Raw genomic sequence first — 12,982 nt, 5'->3', positions numbered from 1 at the left:
GTCGGACCGGGGCGGCCCGCCCCCCTTCGGGCGTACTCGTCCGGTCCGCACAACAACTTGGCAGCATAACCACACCGGTGAGAGCAGCAGCACAGGCGCTGGATGCGTGGGTCGTGTGAACGACCTGTTCAGGCCGTATGCGACGGGTGCGTGCTATGAAACGCGTCACGTGCGCGGTGTACGCCCCCGTGCGCGTGTCGGCGCCGGGGATGCGCCTAGGTGGCGTCCGCGTCGAACGGCGGCAGGTCGTCCTTGCCGGGCTCCTCGGGCTTCTTGGTCATGTCGACGCGCCCCGAGGAGGCGGAACCCGAGGACGACGCAGATGACGAGGCCGACGAGGACAACGCGGACGCTTCGCTCTCGCGCCCGTGTACGGCGTCCGTGACCTCGGCCATCTCCTTCTTCAGGTCGAACCCGTTGCGGATCTCCTTCAGCCCCAGCTCGTCGTTGTCCAGCTGCTTGCGGATGAACGTCTTGGGGTTGAGGTCCTCGAACTCGAAGTCCTTGAATTCCGGGCCGAGTTCGCTACGGATGTCCTGCTTGGCGCTCTCCGAGAACTCGCGGATCTTCCGGATCGTGCGCGTCACGTCCTGGATCACTTTCGGGAGCTTGTCCGGACCGAAAACGAGCACGGCGAGCACAATGATCGTCACCAGCTCCAGTGGTCCTATGTCATTGAACACCTGACGCTCCTTGCGATGTCCTCGGTCGCTCAACGGTACCCGGCGTTCCTGTCCGACCGGTACCGTCCCGAGGTGAGACTTGTGTCAGTTCTGCTCCGCCGCGCCCAGCCGGAGCAGAACCTCCCGGTCCGTGCCGCCGCGCCGGACCGTCAGCCGCAGCCGGTCGCCCGGCCGGTGGGCGCGGATCTTGACGATCAGCTCCTCGGCCGTGTGCACCCGCTGACCGTCGACCTCGGTGATGACGTCGCCCGCCTGGAGACCTGCCTGCTCACCCGGGCCGCCCTTGCTCACGGCGGGCCCGCCGGACGCGCTCTTGCCGTCGATGCGGGCGCCGTCGCCGGTGTACGCCATGTCGAGCGTGACGCCGATCACGGGGTGGGTCGCATGGCCGTCGTTGATCAGTTCCTCGGCGACGCGCTTGGCCTGGTTCACGGGGATGGCGAAGCCGAGGCCGATGGAGCCGGCCTGGCCGCTCTCCGAGTCGGAGCCGCCGTCGGCGGAACGGATGGCGGAGTTGATGCCGATGACCCGGGCCCGGGAGTCGAGCAGGGGTCCGCCTGAGTTGCCCGGGTTGATGGGCGCGTCGGTCTGCAGCGCGTCGACGTAGCTGACGTCGCTCCCGTCGCCCTTCTCACCGCCGGCCGTGATGGGCCGCTCCTTGGCGCTGATGATGCCGGAGGTGACGGTGTTGGCGAGGTCGAAGGGGGCGCCGATGGCGACGACGGGGTCGCCGACCCGGACGTCGTCGGAGTTGCCGAGGGGCAGCGGGGTGAGCCCGTGCACACCGTGCACCTGGACGACGGCGAGGTCGTAGCCGCTGTCGTGTCCGATGACCTCGGCCTTCACGGTCTCGCCGCTGCTGAACGTCACGGTTATGGCGCCGTCCGATCCGGCGGGCGCGACGACGTGGTTGTTGGTGAGGATGTGGCCCTGGGTGTCGAGTACGAAGCCGGTGCCGGTGTCGGCCTGGTCGGTCCCGGTGACGTGCAGGGTGACGACGCTGGGCAGCGCACGGGCGGCTATCCCGGCCACACTGTTCGGCGCCCGCCCGGCGGGCACGCGCCCGGCCTGCGGCAGATGTACGCCACCGCCGAGGCCCTCGCGTTCGACATAGGCGCCGGCGACCCCGCCGATACCGGCGGAGACGAGGGCGACCACAAGGCTCCACACCACCAGCAGTCGCTTCCCCCGCCGCCGCCGCTGCTCCTCCGTCAGCACACCGGCACCGGTCTGCTGCAGAGCCCCCTGCGCGACCACCTGCTCCGCGGGGGAACCGGCGGCCCAGGGGTCATAACGCGGCCCCGACCGAGCCTCCGCACCGGGTGACGCAACGGGGCCCGCCGGGGGGCCTACGGGGGCGGAGGCGCCGGGGGCGGGGGCTCCGGGCGCCGGAACGCCTGCGGCCGGAGTACCGGGGGCGGGCATTCCCGCGGCCGGAGCGCCGGGGGCCGGAACACTGGGGCCGGCGGCGACGGGGGTGGGCAGGGGCGTGGTGCCGGGCGCCGGTGCGTCGGCCACGGGCGTGTGCGGTCCCGGTGCGGGTGCGGGTGTGCTCGCCATCTGTGTGGGCGGGCCGGGTACCGGCGCGGGGGCCGAGGCCAGGGGTGGCGTGGGTGTGCCCTGGGCCGGGGTGGCCGTCGGGTGCTGTACGGGCGGTGCGGGCGCCCAGGGGCCCGGCTCGCCGTACGGCGGGGTGCCGTAGGGGTCGGGGTCGTGCAACGGCTTGGGCCGCTCGGTGGGAGCCGCCCAGGCCATATCCCCGGCACCGGGCGCTACGGCCGCCGTAGCGCCCCCGTCCGCCTCGGCACCGTCCGCCTCGGCACCGCCCGCCGGTCCCGGGGCCGGCTTGGCCAGCTCGAAGTCCCCGTCACCTGTGGCTCCACCGACGCCACCGCTGGCCTCGGTTCGGGCGGCCGGTGTCACCTCCGCCGCTCCCTCCGGGGCCTCCTTCGGTGGGACACGGTTCCCCTCGTTCATGCTCTCCCCACGGCTGGCCGCGGCCGCGCGCTTCGGCGGCGGCAGCGGAACGTCGACTACGCCCCCGGGTCAACACCACGGGAACGGCCCTCACAGGATTCAACCAGGTTCGCGGGCCGTGGCGCAGTGGCCGGTCAGGGAGTTTGCTGGGGTGCGGCGGGGGACGACGAGGGAGCGGGGGTGGTGTCGGGGACGGGGGCGGACAGCAGACCGGAGCCGGTCACTCCGGGGACCGTGGACCAGGCGTTGAGCGGGTAGACCACGGTGTCGTCGAGCGGACGTATCAGCGGCGAGAAGGCGGCCGCCCCGGCCATCACCGGCGCGGTCAGACTGTGCATCGCGTCGCCCTGGGCCTGATTGATGCCGGAGGACGGCAGTCCGGGCACCAGCGGTGCGGAGATCGAGGTCGGGACGGCCGTCGACTGCCCGAGCTGTGAGCCGCCCTGGGCGAGCAGCGGTCCCACCGCGCGACGGCGCTGGGTGTCGGGCGTGGCCGCGCCGGTGCCGGCGCCCGTGCCGGCCGAGCGGGCCGGGACCACGTTGCTGCCGGTGCCGGAGCCGCCGCGGGCCTCCGCGGTGGTGTCACCGGGGACGCCGGCGGTCACGCCGCCGAGGGCGACCGCGGCCAGCGACACCGCGCCGGCGGCGGCGACGGCGAACCGCAGACCCCGCGAGGCGGAGCGGCCGTCGTCCGGGCGGCCGACGGGATGGATGCGGAAGCCGCGCTCCTCCGGCGCGGGGAGGGCATGCCGCGAGTCGGCGGGGACGTACCCGAACGTGAAGCGCTCGCCGCGCCTCACTCCGAAGACGCCGAAGACGCCGAAGACTCCGGAGGCCGCGGTGGTTCCGGCCGCTCCGGCGGTTCTGGCGGTCTCGTCGTCGCAGTCGCGGCCGAAGAGGCCTCCCCCGGGCGGCGGCATGCCATCGCCGTCCAGGTCACCCCCTCCGGGAAGGCCCTGGAGGCGGGCCAGCAGGCTCGCCGAGGGCGGCGGCGGGGCCGCCTCCGCGAACACGTTCTTCAGTCGGCGCTGGGCGTCCGCCTCCGCCTTGCACCGGGCACAGGTGGCCAGGTGCGCGAGGACCCGCTCACGCGTCTCATGACCGAGTTCCCCGTCCACCAGGGCGGAGAGCCGGTCTCCCAGGTGCTGCTCTGCGAGGTGTGCCTCCGCAGGTTTGGGTCGAGATCCACTCACGCGGTCGCGCCCCCTCCCCCCAGAGCGGGGACACGGGCCAGGAACGAGCGCCGCTCGGCCGCGCGGGCCTCCGGGGAGCGGTGCGCGAGGGCCTTGCGGAGCTGGGAGCGGCCACGGTGGATACGGGAGCGGACCGTGCCGAGCTTCACGCCCAGGGTCGCGGCGATCTCCTCGTACGACAGGCCCTCGATGTCGCACAGGACGACGGCGGCGCGGAACTCGGGCGCGAGGGTGTCCAGGGCCTGCTGGACGTCGGCGTCGAAGTGCGCGTCGTTGAAGAGCTGCTGCGGGGTGGGCTCGCGGCTGGCCAGGCGCTCTGCCGCGTCCTCGCCGAGGGCGTCGAAGCGGATGCGCTGCTTGCGCCGGACCATGTCCAGGAAGAGGTTGGTCGTGATGCGGTGCAGCCAGCCCTCGAAGGTGCCGGGCGAGTACGTCGACAGGGAACGGAAGACTCGGACGAAGACCTCCTGGGTGAGGTCCTCGGCGTCGTGCTGATTGCCCGTCAGGCGGTAGGCCAGTCGGTAGACCCGGCCGCTGTGGGTGCTGACGATCTCCTCCCAGGTGGGCGGAGTCCACGCCTGCCCGTCCGCGTCGGTGGAGAAGGTCGCGGTCTGGGCCTCGCCTGCGGCGGGACCGGCGTGGTGGTCAGCAGCGGTGTCGGTCACGGATTTCGGCCTGCCCGCCGATCCGAGGAAGCGCCGCAGCACTCCGCCCCGATCTCCAGGCGCAGCCGCACCTCCCCTGTCAGCTCTGGTGGTGTCCAGTGGAGCCCCTACCATAGCCACCTCGCCCGTTAGCTCCCCATAAGCGGTTTTACGAGAATTTGATCTGGGCTGATACGGCTCATACGGCTGCGTCAGCAGTTGCTCGGCGTACTGATCCACCCCTTGCACCCCGTCTTACCCCCGTCGCGTCCCGGGCCACCGTCTCAACCCTTTAAACGCCCGGTCCCATCTGCGGGTTCCCGACGCCAACGGATACAGTCACGCCCAGGCAACCACGGGGACAGGAGAGCGTCATTACCGGCAACCGGCAGACGAGCTGGGCGTTCGCCGACGCCTTTGTCGCCGAGGACGAAGCGCTGCGGTGGGCCCGCGACCGGGCCCGCCAGGCAGGGCTGCGCTCGGTGTCGCCCAGCACGGGCGCCGCGCTGCGTCTGCTCGCCGCCTCCGTGGACGCGAAGGCGGTCGCGGAGATCGGCACCGGCTGCGGGGTGTCCGGAATCCATCTGCTGCACGGGATGCGCCCGGACGGGGTGCTCACCACGGTCGACCCGGAGCCGGAGCACCAGCAGTTCGCCCGGCAGGCCTTCCGCGCCTGCGGATTCGCCAGCAACCGGGCCCGCTTCATCCCCGGCCGCGCCCTCGACGTACTCCCCCGGCTCGCGGACGCCGGCTACGACCTCGTCTTCTGCGACGGGGACCGGCTGGAGTACCCGGACTATCTCGCTGAATCGTTGCGCCTGCTGCGGCCGGGCGGACTGGTGGTCTTCGAGGGGGTCTTCGCCAACGGCCGTACGGTGGACTCGGGACCGCAGCCGACGGAGGTGCTGCGGCTGCGGGAGCTGTTGCGCACGGTGCGCGAGAGCCAGGAGCTGGTGCCGTCGCTGCTGCCGGTGGGCGACGGCCTGCTGTGCGCCGTCAAGCGCTGACCGGCCGGCCTCGGAGGCGGATACGCGGCTGCCCCGGCACCGCGTACGATGCCGGGGCAGCCGGAAGGCAGGATCGCTGGGGCGTCAGCCGGCAACGTCCTGGAGGGCGTCGCCGAGCGCCTTGGCCTCGTCAGGGGTTAGCTCGACGACGAGTCGACCGCCGCCTTCGAGCGGAACGCGCATGACAATGCCCCGCCCCTCCTTGGTCACCTCGAGCGGGCCATCACCCGTCCGCGGCTTCATGGCCGCCATGCTCGTTCCCCTTCCTGAAACCAGCTCATCGTCTGCCGAGAGCCCCCGGAGGGCTTCCGCGGTTCCGGAACGGACACGCGACACCGGCATCGAACACATTGCTTCCCAGCCATTATCCCGCATCGCAGGACCCGATGACCAACATCAGTCGGCATCGCTTGGGCAACGCGCGCGAGCAAAACCACCCAATTCGGGGATGTGGCTGCGATACTGCACCGCCGCACGGAGATCCGCCGACCGACTCCACCGCGGTTTTCTTTGACGCAGGTCACACGTCCGGTCCGGCTCTTGGACGGCGATCTCCGCCATGCTGTCCTTCATACAGGGACGTACTGAGCGGTACGTCATCCGTGACACCGGAGGGGATGCGCCATGGCCGACACCGTGCTCTACGAGGTGAGCGACGGACTCGCGACGATCACGCTGAACCGCCCCGAGGCGATGAACGCGCTGAACATCGCGACCAAGGTCGCCCTCCGGGAGGCGGCGGAATCCGCGGCCGGGGACACGGCCGTACGGGCGATCCTGCTGACCGCCGCCGGGGACCGGGCGTTCTGTGTCGGCCAGGACCTCAAGGAGCACATCGGGCTGCTCGTGTCCGACCGGGAGACCGGGACCGGGCAGACGATGAGCACGGTCAAGGAGCACTACAACCCGATCGTGAAGGCCCTCGCCGGGGCGCCCAAGCCGGTCGTCGCCGCGGTGAACGGGGTCGCGGCCGGGGCCGGGTTCGGCTTCGCGCTCGCCGCGGACTACCGGCTGGTCGCCGACACCGCCTCCTTCAACACGTCCTTCGCGGGCGTGGCCCTGACCGCCGACTCCGGGATCTCCTGGACCCTGCCCCGGGTGATCGGCCCGAGCCGTGCCGCCGACCTGCTCCTCTTCCCGCGCAGCATCAGCGCCCAGGACGCGCTGGACCTGGGCATCGCCAACCGCCTCGTACCCGCCGCCGAACTCCGCGCCGAGGCCGAGAAGACGGCACGAGCCCTGGCCGAGGGCCCGACGGTGGCGTACGCGGCGATCAAGGAGGCGGTGTCCTACGGCCTCACGCACTCCCTCGCCGAGACCCTGGAGAAGGAGGACGAGCTGCAGACCCGCGCCGGCCGGTCCGAGGACCACGCGATCGCCGTACAGGCGTTCGTCAACAAGGAGAAGCCGAAGTACCTGGGCCGGTGAGGGCGGAGGGACCCGGGGGAGGCCGGCCCGCCGGACCTCGCGGTCAGGCAGCACCCCGAAGGGGCGCGGGGAACTGCGCGACCAGCCACGACGGCGCCGCAGACGAACGACATCGCGGCAATTCCAGCGGAGCGCTCAGCGTGCGATGAGCAGGGCCTCCGCGCCCACCGGGCGGAAGCCGGCTGCCTGGAAGGCGCGGACGCTGCGGGCGTTGCCGGCGGCCTGTTGGGACCAGATCCATTCGCCCGGGGGGACGAGGTGGCGGGCGGCCGTGGCCAGGGTCCGGCCCAGGCCCCGGTGCCGGGCGGCCTCGTCCACCTCGATCGCCGTCTCCCAGCGGCCCGCCACGCCCCGGCCGAGGACGAGCACTCCGCCGTCCGTCGCCCAGACGCGGACGTCGTCGCGGCGCTTGCGGGCGCTGTGCACGCGCGGATGGTCGGGGTCGGCGAGTTCGCGCAGCTCCAGCGGGGGGTCGCCGGGCAGGGAACTCGCCACGGTGAGCAGGTCTATGGTGTCGGTCGACCGGCCCGTGCGGGCCAGGAACGCGGCCAGGAAGCGGGCGTTCATCGCGGCCGCCAGCTCGTCGCAGTCGAGGGAGGCGAGCGTGCCGCGCACCCAGTCCGGGTCCTCGTCGGTGAACACCACGGAGTGCGCGGTGAAGGCGATCACTCCGGCGTCGCGGTGGCTGGGCTGCGGCACCACGGTCGTACCGCCGTCGGGCGGCGGGAAGTGCCCGTGGGCCGCCGCGTCCAGGATGTCGGCCAGGGTCCGGGACATGCGCGTCAGGCACCCGTGCTTCTGGCCGCGCAGGCCGCCAGGTGGTCGTTGACCAGGCCGCACGCCTGCATCAGGGCGTACGCGGTCGTCGGGCCGACGAATCTGAGGCCCCGTTTCTTCAGGGCCTTGGACAGAGCCGTGGACTCCGGTGTCACGGCCGGGACGTCGGAGAGGGTCTTCGGGACGGGGCGGCCGGCCGGGTCGGGGGCGTGGGACCAGATCAGCTCGTCCAGCTCGCCCTCGGACCAGTCGGCCAGCACGCGCGCGTTGGCGAGCGTGGCGTCGATCTTGGCGCGGTTGCGGATGATGCCGGGATCCGCCAGCAGGCGCTCGCGGTCCTCGTCGGTGAACGCGGCGATCTTCTCGATGCGGAAGCCGGCGAAGGCCTCGCGGAAACCCTCGCGGCGGCGCAGGATCGTGATCCAGGACAGGCCCGACTGGAAGGCCTCCAGGCTGATCCGCTCGAAGAGGGCGTCGTCGCCGTGGACCGGGCGGCCCCACTCCTCGTCGTGGTACGACACGTAGTCCTCGGTGGACAGGGCCCACGGGCAGCGCAGGGCGCCGTCGGGTCCGGCGAGGGCGGCTCCGTCGCTCATCGCTGGTCCTCCGGGTGCTCGGGCTTCTCCATGCGGACGTGTGCCGCCGCGGCTCTCGCGCCGGCCAGCGCGGACTCCAGGTCGGCGATGCGGGCGTCCCGCTCGGCGAGTTCGGCGGCGAGCCGGCCGAGGGCGTCGTCGACATCCGCCATGCGGTACCCGCGCGGGGCCACCGGGAAGCGCAGGGTCTCCACGTCCGCGCGGCCCACCGGGCGGTCCGGGGGCAGCGGGTCCTGCAACCGCTCCGGTGCCACCTCGGGCAGCGGGCCGCTCCCGCCGCCGCCCACCACGGCGAGTGTCACCGCGGCGACCACGACGGCCAGCGCGACGACCAGGAACAAGAACATCACCATCGCCAGGGGTCCCCACGCTCCGTGCCGGACGTTGTGCCGGACGCTGAATCTGTCTGCGTCCGATCGTGCCATGCGAGTCTGACAGTTAGGGTCACAGGCGGCTGTACTGCGGGACGTACGAGGAGAGGGCACAGCGGATGCTCAGGCTGGGCAGGCGGGAATTCGGGCCCCACGAGCCGGTGATCATGGCGATCGTGAACCGGACTCCGGACTCCTTCTACGACCAGGGGTCCACCTTCCGCGACGAGCCGGCCCTCGCGCGTGTGGAGCAGGCGGTCGCCGAGGGCGCCGCGATCATCGACGTCGGCGGGGTGAAGGCCGGGCCGGGCGAGGAGGTCACCGCCGAGGAGGAGGCGCGGCGGACGGTCGGCTTCGTGGCGGAGGTACGGCGCCGCTTCCCGGACGTGATCATCAGCGTGGACACCTGGCGGGCCGAGGTCGGCGAGGCGGTGTGCGAGGCGGGGGCGGATCTGCTGAACGACGCCTGGGGCGGGGTCGATCCGGGGCTCGCGGAGGTCGCCGCGCGGTACGGGGTGGGGCTGGTGTGCACGCATGCGGGGGGCGTGCGGCCGCGGACCCGTCCGCACCGGGTGACGTACGACGATGTCGTGGCCGACATTCTCGAGGTGACCCTCGGGCTGGCGGAGCGGGCGGTGTCGCTCGGGGTGCCGCGTGAGTCGGTGCTGATCGATCCCGGACACGACTTCGGGAAGAACACGCGGCACAGTCTCGAGGCGACGCGGCGGCTGGACGAGATGGTGGCCACCGGGTGGCCGGTGCTGGTGTCCCTGTCCAACAAGGACTTCGTGGGCGAGACGCTGGACCGGCCGGTGAAGGAGCGGCTGATCGGTACGTTGGCGACGACCGCGGTGTCCGCGTGGCTCGGGGCGCAGGTGTACCGGGTGCACGAGGTGGCCGAGACCCGGCAGGTGCTGGAGATGGTGGCGTCCATCGCCGGGCACCGGGTCCCTGCGGTGGCTCGCCGGGGCCTGGCGTAGCCACCAGGGGGCTCCGCCCCCTGGACCCCCGTCTTGCCCACCACACCCACCTAGCCATTGCCTTCGCCGGGTGGTGGGTGGGCAAAGGCCGGGGGCCGGGGGGCGGAGCCCCCCGGGGGTGAGCTGCAACGCCGGTTGCCTGTGGACGTCGGCCGAAGCCCCGCGTCGACGGCTCGCTAGCGGGCCGCCTCCTTCGACACCAGGGCCACCGCCTCCTCCACGTCGTCCGTCACGTGGAACAGGAGGAGGTCCTTCTCGGCGGCCTTGCCCTGGGCCACCAGGGTGTTCTTCAGCCAGGAGACCAGGCCGCCCCAGTACTCGCTGCCGAAGAGGACGATCGGGAAGCGGGTGACCTTCTGGGTCTGGACGAGGGTCAGGGCCTCGAAGAGTTCGTCCAGGGTGCCCAGGCCGCCCGGCAGCACCACGAAGCCCTGCGCGTACTTCACGAACATCATCTTGCGGACGAAGAAGTAGCGGAAGTTCAGGCCGATGTCGACGTAGGGGTTGAGCCCCTGCTCGAAGGGCAGTTCGATGCCCAGGCCCACCGAGACGCCACCGGCCTCGCAGGCGCCCTTGTTGGCCGCCTCCATCGCACCCGGGCCGCCCCCCGTGATCACCGCCCAGCCGGCTTCCACCAGGCCCCGGCCGAGCCGCACCCCGGCGTCGTACTCCGGCGAGTCCTCCGGTGTGCGTGCCGAGCCGAACACGCTGATGGCAGGCGGGAGTTCGGCCAGCGTGCCGAAGCCCTCGATGAACTCCGACTGGATGCGCAGCACGCGCCAGGGGTCGGTGTGGACCCAGTCCGTGGGGGCGCGCTCGTCCAGCAGCCGCTGGTCGGTCGTGCTGGCCGTCACCTGTCCCCGCCGCCGGAGGACCGGTCCGAGCCGCTGCTCGTCCGGCGGGATCTTCTTCCCCTCGGGGTTGCCGGTAGGCATGTGTGCTCCCTCCGATCGCGGGTGGTACCACCTCAGCGTAGATCCACGCCGGTTACGGAGGGGGGACATGCGCGTGTCCGGCACGCGTGCGCCGTACGGGCGTCCTACGCGGTGAGCCAGGTCCGCAGGCGCTCCTCGCCCGCCACGATCTTGGCCGTCTCCACCCGCTCGTCGCGCTTGTGCGCCAAGTGCGGGTTGCCCGGGCCGTAGTTGACGGCGGGGACGCCGAGCGCGGAGAAGCGGGAGACGTCCGTCCAGCCGTACTTGGGCCGCGGAGTGCCGCCCACCGCCTCGATGAAGGCCACCGCGGCCGGGTGGGACAGGCCGGGCAGCGCACCGGGGCTGTGGTCGTCGATCACGAACTCCTCCACCCCGCAGTCCGCGAACACCTCGCGGACGTGCGCGATCGCCTCCTCCTCGGTGCGGTCGGGGGCGTAGCGGAAGTTGACTGTGACCACGCACTCGTCGGGGATGACGTTGCCGGCCACTCCCCCGCCGATGCGCACCGCGTTCAGGCCCTCGCGGTACTCCAGGCCGTCGATCAGCGGCCAGCGCGGCTCGTAGGACGCGAGGCGGGCCAGGATGGGGGCCGCCGCGTGGATGGCGTTGGAGCCCATCCAGCCGCGCGCCGAGTGGGCCCGTTCGCCCTTCGTCCTCAGCAGCACGCGCAGGGTGCCCTGGCAGCCGCCCTCGACCTCGCCGTCGGAGGGCTCCAGCAGGACCGCGAAGTCGCCCGCCAGCCACTCCGGGTGGGCCTCGGCGACGTGCTTGAGGCCGTTCAGCTCGGCGGCGACCTCTTCGTTGTCGTAGAAGATGAAGGTGATGTCCCGGTTGGGGGCGGGGACCGTGGCGGCGATGCGCAGCTGCACCGCGACACCCGACTTCATGTCGCAGGTGCCGCAGCCCCACAGCACGCCGTCCTCGTCCAGGCGGGAGGGCACGTTGTCCGCGATCGGGACGGTGTCGATGTGGCCGGCCAGGATCACGCGCTCGGCGCGGCCCAGGTTCGTGCGGGCGATCACGTTGTTGCCGTGGCGGTCGACCGTCAGGTGCGGCAGGGCGCGCAGGGCGGTCTCGATCGCGTCCGCGAGCGGCTTCTCGGTGCCGCTCTCGGAGGCGAAGTCCACCAGCTGCGCGGTGAGCGCGGCGGCGTCGAGCGTGAGGTCAAGCGAGGTGTCGGCCATGGCGTCGACCCTAGCGCGCCGCTCGCCGGGGCCCGGGGGTAAGCGCTGTCCCGGTAACCCCTCGTGAGGGTCCGACGGACCTCCAGTACCTTGTACGCGTGTCAGAGCCGTCCCCCACCCGTCCCAAACACCGCGGCCGCCTCTTCCGTTTCGGTGCGGCCCTTTTGGTCCTGTGCGGCGTCGCCGCGTACCTCGTGGTGCAGTACGTCACCGGAGGCGGCGGAGCACGCGGCTGCAAGGTGGTCTCGGCCGGCGGTGACGGGACGTCGTACGAGTTCACGCCGGAGCAGGCGGTGAACGCGGCGACGATCGCGGCCGTCGGGACCGGGCGCGGGATGCCCGAGCGGGCCGTGACGATCGCGCTGGCGACCGCGCTGCAGGAGTCGGGGCTGCGCAACATCGAGCACGGCGACCGGGACTCGCTGGGCCTGTTCCAGCAGCGGCCCTCGCAGGGCTGGGGCACCGAGCAGCAGATCATGGACCCCGCGTACGCGGCGGGCATCTTCTACGCGCATCTGGCCAAGGTGCCGAACTACACCGATCTGCCGCTGACCAAGGCGGCCCAGGAGGTGCAGCGCAGCGGTTACCCGGAGGCGTACGCCAAGCACGAGCCGGACGCCAAGCTGCTGGCGGCGGCGCTGACCGGCCGTGCGGCGGCCACGCTGACCTGCGACGGCCGCCCGGACGGTGCGGCGACGGCGACCGGCCCGGACGCCGTACGGGCCGCGCTGGTACGGGACTTCGGACGGGACGCGCTGCAGGAGGCCGGTGCGGAGGTGGGCGGTACGCCCGTGCCGGCTCCGTCCCCCTCGCCGAGCGTGACCGCGACCGCGCAGGGGCGGACCGTGACCGTGCCCGTGCCGCAGGGCACGAAGGTGGACGCGATCGGGCGTGGTGAGCGCCAGCGGGGCTGGCAGCTGGCCCAGTGGGCCGTGGCCAACTCCTCGACGCTGCACATCCAGCGGGTGTCGTACGCGGGGCGGGAGTGGGCCTCGGGGAGCGACGGCGGCCGGTGGAAGCCGGCCGCTTCGGGCGGGGCCGGGGTTACGGAGACGTCCGAGGGGATCGTCCGGATCGTGACCGGACAGTAGACCGGACAGTAGTACGGGGGATCGCTCCCAGGGGTTGCGCGGCGCCGGTCCGGCGCACGCTCCGGGCGAAACGAGTGCCGATTCCGGAATCCCTTGGAAATCAAGGGCTGTAAGGA

Annotated in this window: 14 protein-coding genes; 4 read left to right on the top strand and 10 right to left on the bottom strand. The window is 72.4% G+C overall.

Annotated elements, in window-relative coordinates:
* Window positions 1-215: 215 nt before the first annotated feature.
* The 4 genes from ACWC0C_RS11495 to sigE all read right to left on the bottom strand — a co-directional run bounded on the left by ACWC0C_RS11495 (window position 216) and on the right by sigE (window position 4,560).
* Complete coding sequence (locus ACWC0C_RS11495) at window positions 216-683, bottom strand: sec-independent translocase (protein WP_449201379.1); 468 nt, start codon at window positions 681-683, stop codon at window positions 216-218.
* Window positions 684-767: 84 nt separating this feature from the next.
* Window positions 768-2,660: a trypsin-like peptidase domain-containing protein gene (locus ACWC0C_RS11490; protein WP_450863399.1), complete on the bottom strand. Its 1,893-nt coding sequence runs from the start codon at window positions 2,658-2,660 to the stop codon at window positions 768-770.
* Between the two features lie 134 nt (window positions 2,661-2,794).
* Window positions 2,795-3,853 carry a zf-HC2 domain-containing protein gene (locus ACWC0C_RS11485; RefSeq protein ID WP_450863397.1) on the bottom strand — a complete coding sequence of 353 codons (1,059 nt, stop codon included), beginning with the start codon at window positions 3,851-3,853 and terminating at the stop codon, window positions 2,795-2,797.
* Window positions 3,850-4,560, bottom strand: a complete 711-nt coding sequence (gene sigE / locus ACWC0C_RS11480; protein ID WP_449201376.1) for an RNA polymerase sigma factor SigE — start codon at window positions 4,558-4,560, stop codon at window positions 3,850-3,852. Before sigE ends, ACWC0C_RS11485 begins: the two co-directional genes overlap by 4 nt.
* Before the next feature lie 245 nt (window positions 4,561-4,805).
* Here sigE and ACWC0C_RS11475 point away from each other — a divergent pair, with 245 nt between their 5' ends.
* Window positions 4,806-5,504 (top strand): O-methyltransferase, encoded by a 699-nt coding sequence (locus ACWC0C_RS11475; protein WP_449201393.1) that lies wholly within the window; start codon window positions 4,806-4,808, stop codon window positions 5,502-5,504.
* Window positions 5,505-5,588: 84 nt separating this feature from the next.
* Here the strand turns inward: ACWC0C_RS11475 and ACWC0C_RS11470 are convergent, their stop codons facing one another.
* On the bottom strand, window positions 5,589-5,756 hold the full coding sequence (locus tag ACWC0C_RS11470) for a DUF3117 domain-containing protein (RefSeq protein WP_069778857.1): 168 nt from the start codon (window positions 5,754-5,756) through the stop codon (window positions 5,589-5,591).
* 372 nt (window positions 5,757-6,128) lie between these two features.
* Here ACWC0C_RS11470 and chcB point away from each other — a divergent pair, with 372 nt between their 5' ends.
* A complete protein-coding gene (chcB, locus tag ACWC0C_RS11465) occupies window positions 6,129-6,932 on the top strand; it encodes a 2-cyclohexenylcarbonyl CoA isomerase (protein ID WP_450863396.1) in 804 nt (267 codons plus the stop codon).
* A 135-nt stretch (window positions 6,933-7,067) separates the two neighbouring features.
* On the opposite strand, the gene ACWC0C_RS11460 is transcribed toward chcB, so the two are convergent.
* The 3 genes from ACWC0C_RS11460 to ACWC0C_RS11450 are packed head-to-tail and all read right to left on the bottom strand — an operon-like array spanning window position 7,068 to window position 8,658.
* Window positions 7,068-7,709: a GNAT family N-acetyltransferase gene (locus tag ACWC0C_RS11460; protein ID WP_450863395.1), complete on the bottom strand. Its 642-nt coding sequence runs from the start codon at window positions 7,707-7,709 to the stop codon at window positions 7,068-7,070.
* Between the two features lie 5 nt (window positions 7,710-7,714).
* A complete protein-coding gene (locus tag ACWC0C_RS11455) occupies window positions 7,715-8,305 on the bottom strand; it encodes a DNA-3-methyladenine glycosylase I (RefSeq protein ID WP_450863393.1) in 591 nt (196 codons plus the stop codon).
* Window positions 8,302-8,658, bottom strand: coding sequence for a DivIVA domain-containing protein (locus tag ACWC0C_RS11450; protein ID WP_449201372.1), 357 nt, complete (start codon window positions 8,656-8,658; stop codon window positions 8,302-8,304). The genes ACWC0C_RS11455 and ACWC0C_RS11450 overlap by 4 nt, the downstream gene beginning before the upstream one ends.
* Before the next feature lie 137 nt (window positions 8,659-8,795).
* Between ACWC0C_RS11450 and folP the strand changes: the two genes are divergently transcribed.
* A complete protein-coding gene (gene folP, locus ACWC0C_RS11445; RefSeq protein ID WP_450863391.1) occupies window positions 8,796-9,656 on the top strand; it encodes a dihydropteroate synthase in 861 nt (286 codons plus the stop codon).
* A gap of 176 nt (window positions 9,657-9,832) precedes the next feature.
* Here folP and ACWC0C_RS11440 read toward each other — a convergent pair whose 3' ends face one another.
* Both ACWC0C_RS11440 and dapE read right to left on the bottom strand, forming a co-directional pair.
* Complete coding sequence (locus ACWC0C_RS11440; RefSeq protein ID WP_449201370.1) at window positions 9,833-10,591, bottom strand: LOG family protein; 759 nt, start codon at window positions 10,589-10,591, stop codon at window positions 9,833-9,835.
* A 104-nt stretch (window positions 10,592-10,695) separates the two neighbouring features.
* A complete protein-coding gene (gene dapE / locus ACWC0C_RS11435) occupies window positions 10,696-11,775 on the bottom strand; it encodes a succinyl-diaminopimelate desuccinylase (protein WP_450863390.1) in 1,080 nt (359 codons plus the stop codon).
* Window positions 11,776-11,873: 98 nt separating this feature from the next.
* Between dapE and ACWC0C_RS11430 the strand changes: the two genes are divergently transcribed.
* Window positions 11,874-12,866: a heavy metal transporter gene (locus ACWC0C_RS11430; RefSeq protein ID WP_450863388.1), complete on the top strand. Its 993-nt coding sequence runs from the start codon at window positions 11,874-11,876 to the stop codon at window positions 12,864-12,866.
* The last annotated feature ends 116 nt before the right edge of the window (window positions 12,867-12,982 follow it).

The sequence above is a fragment of the Streptomyces sp. NPDC001709 genome, from assembly GCF_053596375.1.
Note: the sequence above shows the minus strand (reverse complement) of the source record. Positions and strands in the feature narration are given on the sequence as shown.